This is a genomic window from Sandaracinaceae bacterium (assembly GCA_016706685.1).
In the GTDB taxonomy this organism is placed as follows: domain Bacteria; phylum Myxococcota_A; class Polyangia; order Polyangiales; family Houyiibacteriaceae; genus JADJJE01.
On sequence record JADJJE010000013.1, the window covers coordinates 124,295 to 143,426 of the forward strand.

The following is a 19,132-nucleotide window of genomic DNA, read 5'->3' on the forward strand; positions in this document are numbered from 1 at the left end:
CAAATGCGCTGGCGCGCGACCCCTTCTTCACCAATATTCCAGTCCGCCCGGGTCCGGCTCGCCTTGGATGGTGCGCGCCACGCCCTCGCTCCCCCTTCAGTTTCTCTCTGGAAGCCTCCTCATGACCAGCACGACGCAGCGCGAAGAGCTCGACTCGGTCGTCATCCGATTTGCGGGTGACTCCGGTGACGGTATGCAGCTCACGGGTCAACAGTTCTCCACGGCCACCGCGCTGATGGGCAACGACCTCTCGACTTTCCCGGACTTCCCGGCCGAGATCCGCGCTCCGACCGGCACGCTGTACGGCGTCTCCGGCTTCCAGGTGCACTTCGCCAACCACGACATCATGACCCCGGGCGACGACCCGGACGTGCTCGTGGCCATGAACCCGGCTGCGCTGAAGGTGAACTCCGGCACGCTCAAGACGGGCGGCCTGCTGGTCATCAACGAGGGCGCGTTCAACACGCCCAACCTCAAGAAGGCCGGCTACGAGACCAACCCGCTCGACGGCGACGAGCTCGCGCGCTTCCGCGTCATCAAGCTGGACATCAGCAAGCTCACCCTCGCCGCCGTGGCCGAGTTCGGCCTGGGCGCCAAGGACGGCGGGCGCTGCAAGAACATGTGGACCCTCGGGCTCATGTTCTGGCTCTTCGGCCGCGACCGGCAGTCCACGGTGGACTGGCTCAACCAGAAGTTCGCCAAGGACCCCAACCTGGCGGCGGCCAACATCGCGGCGCTCAACGCGGGTCACGCCTATGGCGAGACGGCCGAGATGCCTGGCGGCATCGGCGCGTACCAGGTGCCCAAAGCGGACTTGAAGCCCGGCGAGTACCGCAGCGTGGACGGCAACCAGGCGCTCGCCTGGGGCCTCGTGCAGGGGGCCGCGCTCGCGGGCCTCAACATCATGTACGGCAGCTACCCCATCACGCCGGCATCCGGCCTGCTGCACAACCTGGCCAAACTCAAGCACTTCGGCGTCACCACGTTCCAGGCCGAAGACGAGATCGCGGCCGTGGCATCGGCCATCGGCGCCAGCTTCGCGGGGGCGCTCGGCGTCACCGGCACCTCGGGCCCCGGTGTGGCGCTCAAGGGCGAAGCCATCGGCTTGGCGTTCATCACCGAGCTGCCGCTCATCATCTGCGACGTGCAGCGCGGCGGCCCGTCCACGGGCTTGCCCACCAAGACCGAGCAGTCGGACCTCTACCAGGCCGTGTTCGGGCGCAATGGTGACGCGCCGCTCCCCGTGCTCGCGGCGGCCACCCCGGGCGACTGCTTCTACATGGCCATCGAGGCCGTGCGCATCGCCGTGAAGTACATGACGCCGGTCATGCTGCTCACCGACGGGTACATCGCCAACGGCGCCGAGCCCTGGGAGATCCCGGACCTCGCCGCCATGAAGCCGTTCCCGGTCAGCTTCCACACTGACAGCGAGGGCTTCCACCCCTACAAGCGCAACGAGCAGACGCTCGGGCGCGTGTGGGCCAAGCCGGGCACGCCGGGCTTGGCGCACCGCATCGGCGGCCTCGAGAAGGCGCAGAAGTCGGGCCACATCAGCTACGACGCCGACAACCACCACGCCATGACGCTGCTGCGCGCCCAGAAGGTGAACAACGTCGCCAACGACTACCCGGACGCTGCGGTGGACCAGGGCGACGACAGCGGCGACGTGCTCATGGTGGGCTGGGGCGGCACCTACGGCGCCATCAGCCAGGCCGTGCGTCAGTGCCGCAAGAACGGGCAGAAGGTCAGCCACTACCACCTGCGCAACATCTGGCCGTTGCCCAACAAGCTCGGTGACCTGCTGAAGCGCTTCGACAAGGTGGTCGTGGCAGAGCTCAACAACGGGCAGCTCGCGCGCCTGCTGCGCTCCGAGTACCTGGTGGACTGCAAGTCGGTCGCCAAGATCGCTGGTCAGCCCTTCCGCATCTCCGAGCTGGTGACCGCCATCCAGCAGAACCTCGAAGGAGGACAGTGACATGAGCCCGAACGTCCCCAAGAGCACCTACACGCGTGCCGACTTCACCTCCGACCAAGAGGTCCGCTGGTGTCCCGGCTGCGGCGACTACGCCATCCTCGCCGCCGTGCAGCGCCTGCTGCCCGAGCTGGGCGCCTCCCCCGAGAACACGGTCTTCGTGTCGGGCATCGGCTGCTCCAGCCGCTTCCCCTACTACATGAACACCTACGGGTTCCACACCATCCACGGGCGCGCGCCTGCGGTGGCCACGGGCGTCAAGCTGGCCAACCCGGAGCTGGACGTGTGGGTCGTCACGGGGGACGGCGACGGCCTCAGCATCGGCGGCAACCACCTGCTGCACGTGCTGCGTCGCAACCTCAACCTGCAGATCATGTTGTTCAACAACCAGATCTACGGGCTCACCAAGGGCCAGTACTCGCCCACCACCGCCGTGGGCAAGGTCACGCCGTCCAGCCCCATGGGCTCGCTCGACCAGCCGCTCACGCCGGCTCGCTTCGCGCTGGGCGCGGGCGCCAAGTTCGTGGGCCGTGGCTTCGACGTCAGCAAGGACCTCGCGGACCTGCTGAAGGAAGCGCACGACTTCAGCGGCACGGGCTTCGTGGAGATCCTGCAGAACTGCCCCGTGTTCAACGACGGCATCTTCGAGCACATCCGCGACAAGAAGTCGGGCCCCGCCTATCAGGTGTGGCTCGAGCACGGCAAGCCCATCCTCTTCGGTGCCAACCGCGAGATGGGTGTTCGGCTGAACACCACGTCGCTCACTGCCGAGATCGTGAAGCTGGGCGACGGCGTCACCGAGGCCGACATCTTGGTGCACGACGAGACCAACCTCGCGCAGGCCTTCTTGCTGGCCGACCTGCCGGGTGCGGTGGCGCTGGGCGTCCTCTACCGCAGCGAAGCGCCCGTCTACGACGAGAGCGTCCAGACGCAGAACCGCATGGCGGTGGAGCGCTCGGGCAAGGCCGACATGCTGAAGGAGCTGCGCAAGGGCCACACCTGGAAGGTGGTCTGAGCCCAGCATGGCCGACGTCGTCCGGAGCGCAGCGCTCAGGGACGCGGGGTTCGCCCACGCGTTCTCGCTGCGCGACGGAGGCGTCAGCGATGCGCCCTTCGGCACGCTGAACTTGGGGCGCAGCGTGGGCGACGAGGAGGAGTGCGTGTGGGAGAACCACATCCGCTTCGCCGCGCGCGTGCCCTATCCGCGTGACGCCCTGTTCGAGGCCAGCCAGGTGCACGGCACGAGCGTGCGCTTGGTGGCCGCGGGCGAGGACCCCGTGGCGGTTCGGCAGGAAGAGCACGACGCGCTCATTGCCCCCGCAGGCGGGCTGGTAGTGGGCGTGCGCACGGCCGACTGTGTGCCCATCCTGCTGGCCGACACCGAGCACGGCGCGGTCGCGGCGGTGCACGCGGGCTGGCGCGGCGCGGTAAACCACATCCTGGCGCGCACCATCGAGCGTATGCAGCAGGAGTTCGGCACGCAGCCGAGCGCGTTGGTGGCCGCCGTGGGCCCGCACATCCGCGTGGCCCACTTCGAGGTGGGCAGCGAGGTGGCGGAGGCCGCCGAGGCGGCTGCGCCGGGCGCGGGCGTGGTGCAGCGCGGGGGCGAGAAGCCACACGTGGACCTCGCCGCGTTGGTGCGCCACCAGCTGGTGCGTGCGGGCGTTACGCACGTGGACGACGTGGGGGGCTGCACCTTCGAGGACGCCGCGCGCTTCTTCTCCTACCGGCGCGATGCGGGGCGCACGGGGCGGCACTTGGCCGTCGTCGTCAGCCGCGGGCTCTAGACAGCGCTGGCGCGGGCTGGTGCGCCGCACGTCACCGCGAGCCGGCGACCGCCTGGTCTAGGGCTCGCTCGAACGCCGCGGGGCTGAACCCGGTCAGCACGCTCCCGCCCACGTCCAGGGTGGGCACCGTCTGCCTGGGGTTCAGGCGCACGTACTCGGCGCGCGCCGCGGGGTCTGTCTCCACGTCCAGATCCCGGAAGGCGATGCCCTGACTCAGCAGGTAGCTGCGCGCCTGGCGGCAGGCTCCGCACCACGAGGTCCCGTACAGCACGATGGGCACCTGCGCGCGTGCCCGCGCGGCCTCTTCGCGCTGCAGCCGTGCGGCCTCCGCGGCCTCGGCCGTATCCCGCGCGGCGGCCTCACGCGCCCGACGCTCACTCTCCCGTTGGGCGGCGGCCAGCGCGGGGTCGGCTTCGACCGGCGCGGGGGCCGGCGGCTCTGCGATGCGCTCCACCACGAGCCCTCGGGCGGTGGGGGCGGGCTCGTCCTCGCTGCTCAGCACCAGGGCGGCGCCCAGCAGGCACGCCAGCACCAGCGCCACCAACAGCTTCGTGAGCCGGGACGTGGGCTCCAGCAAGGGCTCGAGCCCTCGACGGGTGGGGCGACGCTCGGTGTTGCAGCGCAGGCAGCGCCCGTCTGGGGACAACGCCAGGCCATGCACGGGGCAGCGGCGATCCACCGGATAGGTGGACGGACGCTTGGGTGGAGCCATGGAGGGGCGCGCCGCTGGAGCCACGGAAGGGCGCGCCGGCGGAACCATGGAGGGGCGCTTGGTGGGCGCGATGGACGGTCGCTGGGGCGGGGGCGCCGAGGGGCCCTTGGGGCGGGTCGTGGTCATCGCACGCCTCGCTCTCCCGTGGCACCGCGTCGTGACAGGCCGGCCGCATCGTAGACGGCATCAATCAAGCGCATGTTCGCGAGCGCGTCGCCCGGCCCGACCGGAACGGGGGCGCCGTGCAGCACGTGCGCGCAGAACGCTTCGAGCTGATAGGAGTAGGTGGTGCGCCGCGGGAAGGACTCGCTCTGCCAGCGCTCGCCATGGCGGCGGTGTCGCAGGCGGTGCCCCAGCTGTGGGCCGACCGGGTTGAACGCGCGCAGCTCGCCCCGCTCGAAGCGCACGCGCACGCCCACCTTCAGGAGCCGCCGCGAGAGCAGCGAGCACTCGAGGTGTCCGGTGGCGCCGCTCGGCAGCGTGACGTCGGCCTCCATGGCGCGGTCCACGCCTGGGCTCATCAGCGTGGCCTTGGCGCGCGTGACCGTGGGCTCCTCACCGCTCAGCTGCCGCAGCATGTGCGCTGCGTAGGCGCCGGTGTCCATCATGGCGCCGCCCGAAAGCGACAGCTGGAAGCGGATGTCGCTGGGCATGGGCAGGGGGATGCACATGGCGGTCTCGATGTGCTCGATGCGCCCGTAGGGGCCGTGCTGGCACAGCTCCACCAGGCGGGCCGCCATGGGGTGGAAGCGCCAGTGGAACGCCTCGACGACCGCCTTCCCGCTCTTCGCGCTTCTGGCCAGGACGGACTCGGCTTCGGCAGCGTTCGACGTGAAGGGCTTCTCCAGCAGCACGTGCTTGCCGGCCTCGAGCGCGCGCAGCGTCCAGGGCGCGTGCAGCGAGTTGGGCAGGGGGTTGTAGACGGCGTCCACGTTCGCGTTGGCCAGCAGGGCCTCGTAGCTCCCGAAGGCCAGCTGGATGCCGTGCCGCTTGGCGAACGCCGTTGCCCTGCCTGCGTCGCGGGCGGCCACGGCCAGCACCTTGGCCGCAGGCACCTCGCGCGCCGGTGCGATGAGCGCAAACGGTGCGATGCGGGCGGCACCGAGGATGCCGATGCGCAGCGGAGGTGTCGTGGGCCGGGATTCCATGGGCAGACGATACCCGACATCGGCGGGCGCATGCGATGGGCAGAGTGAAGGGCCGCTATGCTAGCGTGTCGCGGCCTGCAGCCATGGACGGCCACGCGGGGCAAGGAGGTCTTCGTGAACAACCCCACCCATACATCTCGCTCTTCGCGCTCCCCCTGGGTCATCGCCGCCACTCTCGCGGCCTGCTTCGGGCCCCTGCTCGCGGTGTCCACGCTGGCCGCCCAGACGCCGGGCCCGCGTGACAGGCACGCCATTCGCTTCGAGCGTCCGCGTACGGTGGGCTCGCGCTACCGCATCGAGGTCAGCGGTGAAAAGACCATGCGCATGGAGCAGCGGGGCGCCGCCGCGCCGGTCCGTGACGAGCGCACGGTGGTGCGCATGGTGGCCGTGGAGCGCGTGCTCGCGGTGAACGCGCTGGGCTCGCCCACCACCTCCGAGTACACCATCGAGACCTTCGAGGTGGAGCGTGCGGGAGCGCAGATCACGCCGCTCGCGCGTGGCACCGTGGTCGTCGTGGAGCGGGCCACCACGCCGGAGGGTTCGGCGCGCATCACCGTGGGCGGTGCGCCGGTGGCGGCAGAGATCGCCGAGGCGCTCGGCGTCGTGGTCTCGCGCAAGGTGTCGGCTATCTCGGACGACGAGGTCTTCGGGTCCACCACGCCGCGCCGCGTGGGCGAGCGCTGGAACATCAACGACGCCGTCGCCGAGCGCGAGCTGGCCGCCGCTGGGCTAGGCGAGGTGCAGCTGCGCGGCCAGGTCCGCGCGGTGGAGCTGGTCACCGTGGGCACGCAGCCGTGCCTGGTGCTCGAGGCCAGCATGACCGGGCGCCTGAGCGGCATCCCCAGCCTGCCTCCCAGCGCCACCTTCGTGAACGGCAGCCTCGAGACCACTCACCGCGGTGCCCTGCCGCTGGATGGCACCTCGCGTTCGCCCACCGTGTCCATGAGCATGGTCCTCGACACCACCTTCACGGTCCAAGCCGGCCCGGAGCTCCAGCGCTTCCACATGGTGGTGCGTGAGAGCCGCACCGAGCAGGTCACCGCGCTACCCTGACGCGGTGGGCACGGACAGGGCACGGCGCAGCGCTAGCAGCAGCGCCGTGTCGCCCTCCACCCGCAGCGCGCTGCGGGCGATGGCGTCGTCCAGCGAGGCGCCACGATAGAGCACGTGGGCCAGCGCCAGCCCTTCGCCCTCGATGAGGACATCCGGGCGCTGTGCTTCGCGCTCCTCCACATCGAGGGCGTTGCCCCCCAGCCCGAGCGTGAACAGCCGTCCATCGAGCGCCAGGCCCACGCGAAAGGCATGCGGCGGCTGCCGGTAGAAGCGCTTCAACGAGAGCACCATCCAGCCAACGTCGAAGCGCGCGTCCACGTTGGGCTCGCCCAGCAGCGGGCTGCCCCACGAAGCCAGCGCCAGCAGCGCCGGCTCGAGCGCCCTGCCGCGTGCCGTGAGCCGATAGAGGTCGTGCGGAGCCCTTGCGGGGCGAGTGCGCTCGACGACTCCTCGAGCCTCCAGCGTGCGCAGCCGTGTGGTCAGCAGGTTGGGGCCGATGCCCTCGAGAGACGTGAGCAGCTCCCGAAAGCGACGCGGGCCCAGCAGGAGCTCCCGCACCACCAGCAGCGTCCAGCGCTCTCCCAACACGTCGAGCGCCCGCGCGAGCCCGCAGAACTGACCGTAGCTCCGATCCTTGACGGTATCGCTCATTGAATCTTATGCTATATGAATCCGAATCATAAGGCTAGGGCTCATGACCACCACCGCGGCACTCTTCTCGGCGCTCGTCTTCGCTGTCGCCCTGATGCTCGTCGCCGCCATCCGCGCGGCCTTCGCGAGCTCGCTTCGAGCCACCGCGCTCGGTGCTGCGGCCGTGGCCGCCTGGCTGGGCATCACCGCCATGCTCGCAGCTTCGGGCGTGCTGGCCGACTTCCGGGGCACGCCCCCGCTGTTCGTGCGCTTCATGGGAGGCTGCGCGCTGCTCTCCATCCTTCTGGTGCTGTCGCCCTTCGGCCGTCGGCTCGCGGTCGGCGTGCCCCTGGCTGCGCTGGTGGGGATGCAGGTCTTCCGCCTCCCTGTCGAGCTGCTGCTCCACCGACTCCACGCCGACGGACTCGTCCCAGTGCAGATGACCTACCTCGGTCGCAACTTCGACGTGGTGACCGCCCTGTTGGCCGTGCCCGTGGCGCTGCTGGTGGCCTCCCGTGGCGAGCGAGACGTCCTCGCCCGGCGCGTGGCCCTGGCCTTCAACCTCGTTGGCGTCGGCCTGCTGGCCAACATCGTGGTGGTGGCGCTGCTGTCGGCCCCCGGGTCGTTGCGTGTGTTCATGAACGAGCCTGCCAACACCTTCGTCACCACCGTGCCGTACGTGTGGCTGCCCACGCTGCTAGTGCTCACCGCGCTGCTCGGCCACTTGCTGCTGTTCCGTCGGCTATGGGGCAAAGCCCCGGAGCCGTCCGATGGGGTGACCGCCCATGCCCCCTCAGAACTGCACGCTCGGCGCGATGTCGCGTAGCGGCACGTAGTTGCGAATGCCGTCTCGCAGGATGCCTCGCTCCGTCTCGGCCAGCGCTGCTCGAAAGCGAACGTTGGCCGCGATCAGCTCGGGATCGGTGAACTGGTAGTCAATGTCCGCCAGGCGGGTGATGGGGTGTGCGGCGAAGAACATCTTCATGCACATCCGGTAGCTGAAGGCGTCCTTCCACTTCGTCAGCTTCGATGGGTCGAACGGATCCACCTCGACGGCGTGCGGGATGGGCGCTCGGACGCGCATGGGCACTTCTTGGATGTCGACGGCCCCGAAGAGGGCGTGGTCGGCCGTGTGACCGATGGCCACGTCGGACACCACCGTCGCGAAGACCTCCGCGAAGACCTCCGGCTCGGCGAACTCGGCGGGGCCGGGGAAGCCGCGGATCCAGAACGAGAGATGGCGCGCGAGCTCGCTGCGCGCGGTGTCCTGCTCGAGCCGCAGGGCGACCTCGAGGCCGAACGCGCGGAGCGTCTGGTAGTAGCGCGCCAGGAAGTCGCCGTAGGGGGAGTGGACCTCACGCGGGCCGAGCTTGAAGCTGTACTCTGGATAGGCGCTGTTGGGGCTGCGGTCGGGGCGCTTCATGCCGCTCCAGGTCGCGGCCACGGCCTCCCAGTGCTCTTCGAGGGCCCCCGGATAGGGGCTGTAGAAGCGCGTGGTGTTCATCACGGTGTCGGCGTCGTGCAGCACCGCGTCTGCCATCCCGAGCGCCAAGTAGAAGTGCGGGAGGAAGAGCCGCTGGAGGTCGTGGCCGCGCGGGAGCAGCGTCTTCACGATGGCGTTCATTGCGTCGGTGGGGAAGTGCACCATCGGGTGCATGTAGAGCGTGGTGGCGATGCCCCCTGCTTGCAGCGCGAAGACCTTGGCCAGGCTCCAGCCATCCCCGTCGCCCGGCAGGAAGACCACGCGGTCCACCGAGATGGAGGCCACTTCGTAGCGGTGCCTGGACAGCACGCGAAAGAGCACGATGGTGGGCGCGACCGACACGCCGTCCTTTGGTCGGATGGCGCGCACCACCGTGTAGTCCGCCTTGAAGTAGCGGCCTTCTTGCCGAACATCGGGCACGCGCGCCTCGAACAGCGCGAGGTCGTACTCGTCCACGGGAGGGGTCAGGAACTTCGAGAAGATTCCGTCGGCCAGGATCTCGACGAAGCGCGCGTCGCTGACCAGCTTCACGCCCGTGTGTTGCCGTGCCCAGCGCGCCGCGGGCAATGACTCGAGGACGACCTGCTTGCGGTACCGCGCGCCGATGTGGCGGTCCCACTCTTCCCGCTCTTCGCGCGGAAGGTGCAGCACCGTTGGGGCCACGTCGTGGGGGCGGAGGGGGTCAGGCTGCGGCCACGGGCCGCGCGCGTACAGGTAGGGTGATGACGGCTCGGACATGGCGCTCCCGCTTGCTGGCTGCGGGGACGCTCTCACAGCCACCCAGGGTGTCACCAACGACCGTCTGACCACCCGGTAGAGGCTCGTCCTTTTCCGGCCGCAGGCTTCGTGCTACCTGCCACCCCTCATGGCGCTGTTCGCAAAGAAGAAGCCGGTTGGTGACGCCTCGGAGAAGAAGAGCCTCGGTCGCGGGGTGTTCCGGCGCTGCGATGGCTGCGCCGAGACGCTGAAGGCCGAGGACTTCACCGCGAACCTGGAGGTGTGCCCCAAGTGCGGCCACCACTACGCGCTCAGCGCCGAGGCGTGGGTGCAGTACCTGGTGGACCCGGGCTCCTGGGTGGAGCACGACGAGAACCTGCGCTCGCTCGACCCGCTGCACTTCGTGGACTCGCAACCCTACTCGGACCGCCTGGTCAGCAGCATCAAGAAGTCCGGCGTGAACGACGCCTTCATGGCGGGCTCCGGCAACATGGGTGGGCGGCCGGTACAGCTGGGCTGCTTCGTGTTCCGCTTCATGGGCGGCTCCATGGGCTCGGTGGTGGGCGAGAAGATCACCCGCATGATGGAGCGCGGCGCCGAGAAGAAGCAGCCCGTCATCCTGCTCAGCGCCTCGGGCGGCGCGCGCATGCAAGAGGGCGCGCTCTCGCTCATGCAGATGGCCAAGACCGTGGCGGCGCTGGGGCTCCTGCGCGAGTCGGGCATGCCGTTCATCAGCGTGCTGCTCAACCCCACCACGGGCGGCGTGGCGGCCAGCTTCGCGTTGCTGGGCGACGTGAACATCGGCGAGCCGCGCGCGCTCATCGGCTTCACCGGGCCGCGCGTCATCGAGAACACCATCCGCCAGACGCTGCCGGACGGCTTCCAGCGCTCGGAGTTCCTGCTGGACCACGGCATGCTGGACGTCATCGCCGAGCGCCACGACATGCGCGCCACCATTGCGCGCACCCTCGATCATCTGCTCGACTGAGGCCACTTCCGGAATGAGTGGGTATCAAGAGGCGCTGACCTGGATGTACGGGCTCGAGAGCCGCGGCGTGAAGCTGGGGCTAGCGCCCATGCAAGCGGCGCTCTCGCTGCGCGGCAACCCACACGACGGGCTGCGCTACTTGCACGTGGCGGGCACCAACGGCAAGGGCAGCGTGTGCGCCATGACCGAGCGCGCGCTGCGGGCGGCCGGCTACCGCACGGGCTGGTTCAGCTCGCCGCACCTGCACCGCTACGTGGAGCGCATTCGCATCAACGGGCGGCCCATTGCCGAGGCGGAGATGGCGCGTCGCCTGTTCTCCCTGCGCGACGACCCACGGCTGCCGCAGCTCACGTTCTTCGAGTACACCACGGTGGCCGCGTTCGAGGCCTTCCGCGAGCACGGCTGCGACGTGGTGGTGCTGGAGGTGGGGCTCGGCGGGCGGCTCGACTCCACCAACGTGGTGTCGCCCACGGTCACGGTGGTGACCAACATCGGGCTCGATCACATGCACGTGCTGGGCGACAACATCCGCTCCATCGCGCGCGAGAAGGCCGGCATCATCAAGGCCCGCGCGCCGCTGGTGACCGGCGTGCGGGACCCGGTGGCGGCGGCCGTCATGACCGAGAAGGTGCGGCGCATGGGCACCACGTCGTGGCGCCTCGGGCGAGACTTCTCCATCACGCCCACGGGCGAGAAGCGGGGCGAGCCCGTGTACCGCGTGGACGTGAAGGACGCGAGCATCGACGGGCTGCAGCTGGCGCTGGCCGGCGCGCACCAGCCGGACAACGCGGCCTGCGCTGTGGCGGCGCTGTTCGCGCTGCGCGGCAAGGGCATGGAGATTCCGGACGCGGCCATTCGCACCGGGCTGTCCAAGGTGAGCTGGCCCGGGCGCCTCGAGTGGCTGCCGGCCAAGGACGGGCTGCCCGCGTTCCTGATGGACGCCGCCCACAACCCCGACGGCTGCCGCACGCTGGCGCGCGAGCTGGTGCGGCGTGCCCACCCTGGCCGCGTGGTGCTGCTGTTCGGGGCCATGCTCGACAAAGAGCACGTGGGCATGTTGGCCGCGCTCGACGGCGTGGTGGACAAGCGCGTCTACGTGACCCCGCCGGTGACCAGGGCGGCACGCGCCGCGAAGTTCTTGAAGCTGCGCCCGGGCATTGCCGCGTCCAGTGTGCACGCCGGTCTCGAGCGCGCGAAGAAGCTGGCCGGGCCCGACGGGCTGGTGGTGGTGGGGGGCTCCATTCACCTCCTGGGTGAAGTGCGCGCAGACCTGCTGGGCCTGCGCAGTGACCCGCCCATCGCCATGTGAGCGGGCCGCTGCTATAGCCGTCTCCCATGAGCGCTTTCCTCGACGCCTGTGCCCGCCGTCCCACCTCGTTCACGCCCGCGTGGTTGATGCGGCAAGCGGGGCGCTACCAGCCCGAGTACCGCGCCATCCGGGAGAAGGTCAGCTTCATCGAGCTGTGCAAGTCGCCCGAGCTGGCGTGTGAGGTCACCGTGCTGGCGGCCGAGCAGCTGAACGCGGACGCGGGCATCATCTTCGCGGACATCCTGCTCGTGCTCGATCCGATGCACATCGGGTTCGAGTTCAAGTCGGACATGGGGCCGAAGATCCTGAAGCCCATCCGCACCGCAGCCCAAGTGGACGGCGTGGCCGACAACATCGATCCCGACGAGTCGCTGGGCTACGTGATGGAGGCCATCCGCCAGACGCGGCGCGCGCTCAAGGTGCCGCTCATCGGTTTTGCCGGAGCCCCGTTCACGCTGGCCAGCTACGCCATCGAGGGGGGCGGCAGCAAGAACTACTACGAGACCAAGAAGCTCATGCAGGCCGACGAGGGCTTGTGGAACGCGCTCATGGGCAAGTTCTCGCGGGCCATCACGGTGTACCTCAACGCCCAGATCCGCGCGGGCGCGCAGGCCGTGCAGCTGTTCGACAGCTGGGTGGGCTGCCTCTCGCCGGCGGACTACGAGCGTTACGTGTTCCCGCACGTGAAGAGCATCTTCGACGGCCTCGACAAGAGCGTGCCGTCCATCCACTTCGGCACCGGCAACCCCGCGCTCTACCCGCTCATGCAACGCGCGGGCGGCGACGTCATCGGCGTGGACTGGCGCGTGCCGCTCGGTGCGCAGTGGGACGCGCTCGGGGACACGGCCATCATGGGCAACATGGACCCGGCCTATCTGCTCGCCCCGCGCGACGTCATGTTCCGAGCCGCCACCGAGGTGCTCCAGCAGGCGGTGGGCCGCCCGGGGCACATCTTCAACCTCGGTCACGGCATCATGCCGGAGGCGGACCCGGCGCAGGTGCGCGCGCTGATCGACCACGTGCACGAGGCAAGCGCGCGCTTGGCCGAGGGGCGCTGAGCCCATGAGCGTGGTGGTCGTCGGGGGTGGGCTGGGCGGCCTTGCGGTTGCGCACCGGCTGCTGCGCGACGACCCTTCGCGAGACGTGACGCTGCTCGAGGCGAGCGACCGGTTGGGCGGCCTGGTCACCACCGAGTGCACGGGCGGCTTCGTCATCGAGCGCGGCCCGGAGTCCATGATCACCACCAAGCCCGCGGGCCTGGCGCTGGCCAACGAGCTGGGCCTCGGGCCACGCCTGCTGCGCACCCGCAGTGGGGCCAGCGGCGCCTATGTGGTCACGCGCGGGCGGCTCGAGCGCATCCCGGATGGGTTCTCCATCCTGGCGCCCACGGACTTCGCGGCGCTGCTGCGCTCACCCATCCTGAGCCCGGCCGGCAAGCTGCGGGCCCTCGCCGACCGCGTCATCCCCGCGCACGTGCGCGAAGACGACAGCCTGGCCAGCTTCGTGCGCCGGCGCTACGGCGCGGAGGTGCTGGAGCGCCTGGCCCAGCCGCTGGCGGCCGGCATCTACGGCGCCGATCCGGAGGTGCTGAGCCTGCGCGCCACCATGCCGCGCTTCCTGGACGCCGAGCAGCCGGGGGGCGTCACGCGCACTCTGGCGCAGGCGGCGCAGGCCAGCGGCGAGGTGTCCTCGGGCGCGCGCTACGGACTGTTCGTCAGCCTGCCGCGTGGCATGCAAGAGCTGACCGACACGCTCGCCGCGCAGGTGGCTCCGCGCGTGCGGCTCGGGGCGCGGGTCACGTCACTGGTGCCCGACGCCGGCGGCTACGCGGTGACCTGGGAGCAAGACGGACGCACCGAGAGCACGCGCGCGGCCCACGTGGTGCTCGCGCTGCCCTCGCCCCAGGTGGCGCGCCTGGTGAGCCCCTTCGCCCCTGCGCTGGCCACCGAGCTGGGTGCGCTGGCGCTGGGGTCGGCCGCTGCCGTGACCATGGCGTTCCGGCAGAGCGACCTGCCGCGTCCGCTCGACGCCTACGGCTTCGTGGTGCCCGCCGTCGAGCGCCGCAGCGTGATGGCCTGCACCTACTCGAGCGCCAAGTGGGACGGCCGCGCGCCGGACGACGCCGCACTGCTGCGCGTGTTCTTCGGCGGCAACAGCCAGCCCACCATCCACCTGGAGTCCGACGACCGCCTGCTGGCGTTCGCGCGGGCGGCGCTGCGTGAGCTGGTGGGGATCCACGCGAGCCCGGGGCTGGTGCGCGTGGACCGCTACGTGAACGCGATGCCGCGCTACCACGTGGGTCATCTGCAGCGGGTGACGCGCATCGAGGGGCACGTCGCGGCGCAGCCGGGGTTGAGCTTGGTAGGCGGGGCGTATCGTGGGGTGGGCATGCCGGACGTGGTGGCGTCGGCTGAGGCTGCTGTGCGGCTTGCTTTAGGGCACATTGGCACCCCGGACTGAAGCCTGAGGATCCTACAGTCGATGGTCAGCCTCCCGTCTCGATCCATGGCTCCCCCCCGGCTCACTCCACGAAGCCGACCTTGAACCGTCGGCCCTTGATCTTCCCGTTCGACAGGCTCCTCACCGCTTCGTTCGCAATCGCCTTGGCCACCGCGACATACGTGAAGTGCTCGTGGATCTCGATCTTGCCGATGTCATCGCTGCTGAAGCCGCCGGCCTCGCCGGTGAGGGCGCCGAGGATGTCGCCGGGGCGCACCTTTTCCTTGCGGCCGCCCGAGACGTACAGGGTCACCATGGCGGCGTCGCGTGCGACCGGGGCCGCTGCGGCTGCCGGCGCGGCGGGCAGGGTGCGCCGCGTGAGCTTGAAGCCCGTGAGCTGCTCCAGCTCCACCAGCTTGCGGCGCTCGCCCGACGTGGTGAGCGTCACGGCCAGGCCTCGCTGCCCGGCGCGGCCGGTGCGCCCGATGCGGTGCACGTAGACCTCGGCCTGGGTGGGGAGGTCGTAGTTCACCACCAGGTCCAGCGCCTGCACGTCGATGCCGCGCGCGGCCACGTCGGTGGCGATGAGCACGCGCGTGCTCTGGTTGCGCAGCTTGGCCATGACGCGGTCGCGGTCCTTCTGTTCGAGGTCGCCGTGCAGCTTGGCGACGCTCACGCCCGCGCTCGCGAGCCGCGTGGTCAGCGCGTCCACCGTGGCCTTGAGGTTGCAGAACACCAGCGCCGATGCGTGCGGGTGCAGGCCCAGCACGGCCACGAGCGCTTCTTCACGCTCCGTGCGGCCGATGTCGTAGGCCAGCTGCTCGATGTCGGGAGCGGCTTCGCCGTCCTCCACCGTGATGCGCACGGGGTCACGTTGATAGGCGCGGCTGATGGCTTCGACGCCGGCGGGGAAGGTGGCCGAGAAGAGCGCCGTCTGCCGCCCGGCCGGCGTCTTGCTCAGGATCTTCACCATGTCCTCGCGGAAGCCCATCTCCAGCATGCGGTCGGCCTCGTCCAGCACCACCATGCCCACGTTCCCGAGCGACACGGCCCCGCGGTCGAGGAGGTCGATGAGCCGCCCTGGCGTGGCCACCACCACGTGCACGCCGCGCGCGAGCGCGTCTCGCTGCGGAGCCAGCGGCTTGCCACCGGCCACCACCAGCACCTGCAGCCCAGCGTGCCGCCGGCCGAGCGTGCGCAGCACCCGCGCCACCTGGTCGCACAGCTCACGCGTGGGGCACAGCACCAGCGCGCGCAGCGAGCGGTCACTGAGCTCCAGCTTCTCCAGCATGGGCAGCCCGAACGCGGCGGTCTTGCCGCTGCCGGTCTTCGACTGCCCGATCACGTCGCGCCCTGCGAGCAGGAGCGGGATGCACTTCGCCTGGATCTCCGTGAGCGTCTCGAAGCCGAGCTCCGCGACGACGTCGAGCAGCGGGCGAGAGAGGGAGAGCGACGCGAAGTCCGTGGTCATGGCCGCCACCGTTACATGCGTGAGCGGAACTGCACGCCGAGGCTCGGCCCCACGAACCACGTGAAGCGCAGGTCGTCGCCGTAGCCCGGGTAGAAGAAGGCCGAGACCTGCAAGCGGATCAGCTCGGCGATGGCGATGGACACGTAGGTGTCCACGAAGGCGCGCGTGCACAGGCGGGCGTTCTCGTTGTCCATGCACGGGCTCCGGCCGGCGTCATCGCGCGTGCCCAGCGCGAAGCCCGCGCGGGCGCCGAAGCGCAGCTGATAGAGCGCGCGGTTCAAGCGCAACGGCTCGAGCTCCACGCCGAGCGACAGGCCGAACGCCATGCGGGTGGGGCCCGCCGCGATCGCCGACTCGAAGCCCAGGATGGAGAGCGCCCCTGTGGCGCGCAGCCAGCGCACGTGCCCGAACGGGCTGCCCAGGCTCGCGCCCAGCTCGATGTGGCGGCCCACCGTGACGTGCCCGATGAACATGGGCGGCGCGTAGGCGATGGTGTTCATGGTGTAGCGCAGCAGCGCGTCGAAGGTCTGGCGCGTGCTCGGTTGCTCGTCCACGAAGCGCCCGCCGATGTCGGACAGACGCTCGCGGATCGCCAGCATCGCGCGACCTCCCTCGTCGGGCGCGAGGCCGAGCCCCCGGAAGTGGAAGCCCAGCTCATCGAGCCGACGCACCGCGTGAGCGACGGCTGCCTCCCCCTCTCCGCGTGCAGGGTCCTCCCCTCGGGCCGCTGCGGGGAGGTGCGGCACACGTGGCGGCGCCTCACCCGCGATGGCCCGCTGACAGTGGGCGTGGGTGGTGCGCGTGCCCTCGGCGAGCGTGCTGCAGCGCAGGTAGAGCCGCTCGATGGCCAGCTGCAGCAAGGCACGCGTGGGCGTGAGGTCGTCTCCCGCACACAGCGCTTCCGGGGAACCCACGGCGTCGAGCACCGCGCGAACGCACTCGTACGCGCGCCACGTGAGCGAGGCGCGGTCCGCTTCGGGGTGCACCAGCGCCACGCTCTCGTCTCCGGCGTGGGCGCGGGCGGACGCCGACAGACCGGTCTCCACCATGCGCTGCGCGTCCAGCATGCCCAGCACGAAGTCGAACGCGAGGAACTGTTCGTCGAAGAGCGCCAGGAAGCCGTACATCAGGCTGCCCGTCTGCGGCAGATACGCATGCGACACGCGCACGCGCTCGCGGATCTCGGGGTAGTCCTCGAGCAGCCCGGTCAGCTCGCGCTCTTGTCCACCGGCCAGCACGTTGCCCGTGAGCCGCAGGGCTGTGAGCAGGGCGCCTTCACCCGCGCTGTCGTCGTCGGCAGGTGGCTCGAAGGGGTAGGCGGCGAGCGCGGGGTCCACGTGGAGGAAGAGCGTGCGTCTCGGCAGCTCGCGCTCCGTGATGTCCGGAGCGTCACGGAAGGTCAGGCCCTCGCGCACGTCTGCGTCGCGCACCAAGCCCGTGCGAGCGATGGTGGTGGCCAGGCGGAGCGGGGCGTTGTCGAACACCCCTCCGTCCACGAAGCGCGCGCTCACTGCCGCCTCGGGCGTGCACGGGGTCTGGTTCTGGGTCTCGTCGTCACCAATGCAGTGCGGCACGGGGTAGGGCGCGAAGGCCAACGGGAACGCCGACGACGCAAAGATCAGGTCACGGAGCGCGCTGAATTCGTGCGCCCCCTCTCCGTCCACCGGCAAGAACGCGGGCGCGTAGGCGTTCACGCGGTCGATGTAGTTCTCGACGGACGGCACGCGCCCTGCGCCTCGGCCGGTCACGCGCACCATGAAGCGTTCCTCGCTGCGCGCGAGTCCACCCAGCTCGCCACGCAGCGGGATCTCGAAGGCCTCGAGGCGTGTCGCCGGGACACCCAGCACGAACTCGCAGTCCTCGGGCAGACCGGCCTCGAACGCCGTCGCTTGCTCGTCCCAAATGGCGCTGATGACGTCGCGCGAGAACATGCCGAGAGGGCCCACCTGCGCGGGGACGAACAACGCGTCGAAGGTGGAGCGGGTCCACGTGCCGTAGAACGGGCTGTCTTCTGGGCGCGCCACGGAGGGGCGACAGCTGGACAGCGCGAGCAAGAGCGAGTTGGTGCTGCCCGCCGAGGCGCCCGTCACGATGCGCAGCCGGAAGCGCGTGGGGTTCCTCGAGAGGGTCTCGGCCAGGTAGTAGAGGTAGCCACCCTCGTAGGCCCCGAGGCTCGCGCCGCCGCTCACGGTGACCGAGAGCGTCTGGGGTGACGCTCCCTGAGCGCGCCCGTGGCTCGCTGGGAGGTGCAGCAAGCAAGTCACCACGAGCGCTGCGCCCACCATGAAAGAGCGGTGCGCGGAGGCCGTGGTGGAGCGAGGCATGGGGACACCGTAGACCCTCTCCCCGGAAGTACGACCCGCGGCTACACTGAGCGCACGATGACTCCACCCCTGGTGACGCGCTCGCATCGCGCCCCGTTCGGCCCAGAGGGCCCGGCACTGTGCAAGCCGGAGGGCTTCATCCCGGGCATCTATCCCATCGTGCGCCTGCTGGCGCAGCACCTCGACCACGCGTTCCAGCCACCGGACACGCTGATCCGCGAGGAGAGCTACTACTACCCCGCCGCTGGCTGCGGCGGCGGGCGTGACCTGGAGCAGCGCGGCACCGCGGAGCAGGGGCTGACTTGGGACGACACCCTCACCGAGCACGCGGCCGACGAGTCGGCGCACGGCGAGTGGACGGCGTACGGCCTCGCCGGTGGCTGTGCGCTGAGCGTGGGTCGCTACGAGCGCGGCAGCGGCGACTACTTCCTGAAGGTCACGGGCCCTGTCCCCCAAGTGGACGACGTACTCGAGGCCTGGTGCGCCCTCCTCGAGCGCAAGACCGGCGTTACGGCGGAGCACGCCCGTGAGGCCCTCGCGCACGCGGTCGCCTCGCGCGCGGTGGTGACGCTGGCGCACACATATCCCATTCGGCCGGACGGAGTGCTGCTTTGCGCGCCGCTCGGCGTCGTGAATGGCGTGTATCCCATCGTGCGCGTGCTGGCGCAGCACCTCGACCCCTCCTACGACCCGCCCGACACCGTCCTCGTCAAGGAGAAGGAGTACACGGCCGCCTACGGGTGTGGCGGTGGCTATGACTTCGAGAAGCGCGGTGACGAGCAGCGCTTCCTGTCCTGGTACGACGCCATCACCGAGCACTCGGCCACCGATTCGGCGAAGGGAGCCTGGGAGGCCTGCGGCCTTGCCAACGGTTACTTGCTGAAGGTGGGGCGCGACGACGGCGGGAGCCATTGCTACACCCTGAACGTCACCGCGCCCGCGCGGCTGGCGCAGGAGGTGGTGGCCGTGTGGGCCGCGCTGGTGAAGCGTGAGCCCGGGGTGACCGTCGAGCACGCGCGCGAGGAGCTGGCCCGCGTCATCGCGCTGCGCGAGCCGGCGTGAGCCAGGCGGAGCGCGGCTGATCGCGGTCTGCTGCGGG

The 19,132-nt window shown here is 70.3% G+C and carries 16 protein-coding genes; 10 read left to right on the forward strand and 6 right to left on the reverse strand.

Annotation, left to right across the window (positions count from 1 at the left end):
• The first annotated feature begins 121 nt into the window (after nt 1–121).
• Genes IPI43_16830 through pgeF form a run of 3 tightly spaced genes read left to right on the forward strand, consistent with a single transcriptional unit; the run spans nt 122 to nt 3,759 of the window.
• Nucleotides 122–1,975, forward strand: a complete 1,854-nt coding sequence (locus IPI43_16830) for a 2-oxoacid:acceptor oxidoreductase subunit alpha (GenBank protein ID MBK7775772.1) — start codon at nt 122–124, stop codon at nt 1,973–1,975.
• Between the two features lies 1 nt (nt 1,976).
• Entirely contained in the window at nt 1,977–2,987 is a 1,011-nt protein-coding gene (locus tag IPI43_16835; GenBank protein ID MBK7775773.1) for a 2-oxoacid:ferredoxin oxidoreductase subunit beta, read from the forward strand.
• 7 nt (nt 2,988–2,994) lie between these two features.
• Complete coding sequence (pgeF, locus tag IPI43_16840; protein MBK7775774.1) at nt 2,995–3,759, forward strand: peptidoglycan editing factor PgeF; 765 nt, start codon at nt 2,995–2,997, stop codon at nt 3,757–3,759.
• A gap of 31 nt (nt 3,760–3,790) precedes the next feature.
• Here the strand turns inward: pgeF and IPI43_16845 are convergent, their stop codons facing one another.
• Both IPI43_16845 and IPI43_16850 read right to left on the reverse strand, forming a co-directional pair.
• Nucleotides 3,791–4,597, reverse strand: coding sequence for a hypothetical protein (locus IPI43_16845; protein ID MBK7775775.1), 807 nt, complete (start codon nt 4,595–4,597; stop codon nt 3,791–3,793).
• A complete protein-coding gene (locus IPI43_16850; GenBank protein MBK7775776.1) occupies nt 4,594–5,619 on the reverse strand; it encodes a Gfo/Idh/MocA family oxidoreductase in 1,026 nt (341 codons plus the stop codon). The genes IPI43_16845 and IPI43_16850 overlap by 4 nt, the downstream gene beginning before the upstream one ends.
• A gap of 114 nt (nt 5,620–5,733) precedes the next feature.
• Between IPI43_16850 and IPI43_16855 the strand changes: the two genes are divergently transcribed.
• Nucleotides 5,734–6,672, forward strand: a complete 939-nt coding sequence (locus tag IPI43_16855) for a hypothetical protein (protein ID MBK7775777.1) — start codon at nt 5,734–5,736, stop codon at nt 6,670–6,672.
• On the opposite strand, the gene IPI43_16860 is transcribed toward IPI43_16855, so the two are convergent.
• A complete protein-coding gene (locus IPI43_16860; GenBank protein ID MBK7775778.1) occupies nt 6,664–7,323 on the reverse strand; it encodes a helix-turn-helix transcriptional regulator in 660 nt (219 codons plus the stop codon). The two genes, IPI43_16855 and IPI43_16860, sit on opposite strands and share 9 nt — an antisense overlap.
• A gap of 43 nt (nt 7,324–7,366) precedes the next feature.
• On the opposite strand from IPI43_16860, the gene IPI43_16865 reads away from it, so the two are divergent.
• On the forward strand, nt 7,367–8,128 hold the full coding sequence (locus IPI43_16865; GenBank protein MBK7775779.1) for a hypothetical protein: 762 nt from the start codon (nt 7,367–7,369) through the stop codon (nt 8,126–8,128).
• On the opposite strand, the gene IPI43_16870 is transcribed toward IPI43_16865, so the two are convergent.
• Nucleotides 8,096–9,523 (reverse strand): hypothetical protein, encoded by a 1,428-nt coding sequence (locus IPI43_16870; GenBank protein ID MBK7775780.1) that lies wholly within the window; start codon nt 9,521–9,523, stop codon nt 8,096–8,098. The two genes, IPI43_16865 and IPI43_16870, sit on opposite strands and share 33 nt — an antisense overlap.
• A gap of 127 nt (nt 9,524–9,650) precedes the next feature.
• Here IPI43_16870 and IPI43_16875 point away from each other — a divergent pair, with 127 nt between their 5' ends.
• From IPI43_16875 to hemG, 4 genes are read left to right on the forward strand one after another with little or no spacing between them, the layout of a single operon-like run.
• On the forward strand, nt 9,651–10,490 hold the full coding sequence (locus IPI43_16875) for an acetyl-CoA carboxylase carboxyltransferase subunit beta (protein MBK7775781.1): 840 nt from the start codon (nt 9,651–9,653) through the stop codon (nt 10,488–10,490).
• 13 nt (nt 10,491–10,503) lie between these two features.
• Complete coding sequence (locus IPI43_16880; GenBank protein ID MBK7775782.1) at nt 10,504–11,799, forward strand: bifunctional folylpolyglutamate synthase/dihydrofolate synthase; 1,296 nt, start codon at nt 10,504–10,506, stop codon at nt 11,797–11,799.
• 26 nt (nt 11,800–11,825) lie between these two features.
• Entirely contained in the window at nt 11,826–12,857 is a 1,032-nt protein-coding gene (gene hemE / locus IPI43_16885; protein ID MBK7775783.1) for a uroporphyrinogen decarboxylase, read from the forward strand.
• Between the two features lie 4 nt (nt 12,858–12,861).
• On the forward strand, nt 12,862–14,259 hold the full coding sequence (hemG, locus tag IPI43_16890) for a protoporphyrinogen oxidase (GenBank protein ID MBK7775784.1): 1,398 nt from the start codon (nt 12,862–12,864) through the stop codon (nt 14,257–14,259).
• A gap of 61 nt (nt 14,260–14,320) precedes the next feature.
• Here the strand turns inward: hemG and dbpA are convergent, their stop codons facing one another.
• On the reverse strand, nt 14,321–15,709 hold the full coding sequence (gene dbpA / locus IPI43_16895) for an ATP-dependent RNA helicase DbpA (GenBank protein MBK7775785.1): 1,389 nt from the start codon (nt 15,707–15,709) through the stop codon (nt 14,321–14,323).
• An 11-nt stretch (nt 15,710–15,720) separates the two neighbouring features.
• Nucleotides 15,721–18,033 carry a patatin-like phospholipase family protein gene (locus IPI43_16900; GenBank protein MBK7775786.1) on the reverse strand — a complete coding sequence of 771 codons (2,313 nt, stop codon included), beginning with the start codon at nt 18,031–18,033 and terminating at the stop codon, nt 15,721–15,723.
• Between the two features lie 57 nt (nt 18,034–18,090).
• On the opposite strand from IPI43_16900, the gene IPI43_16905 reads away from it, so the two are divergent.
• Nucleotides 18,091–19,095, forward strand: coding sequence for a hypothetical protein (locus IPI43_16905; protein ID MBK7775787.1), 1,005 nt, complete (start codon nt 18,091–18,093; stop codon nt 19,093–19,095).
• Nucleotides 19,096–19,132 lie beyond the last annotated feature (37 nt).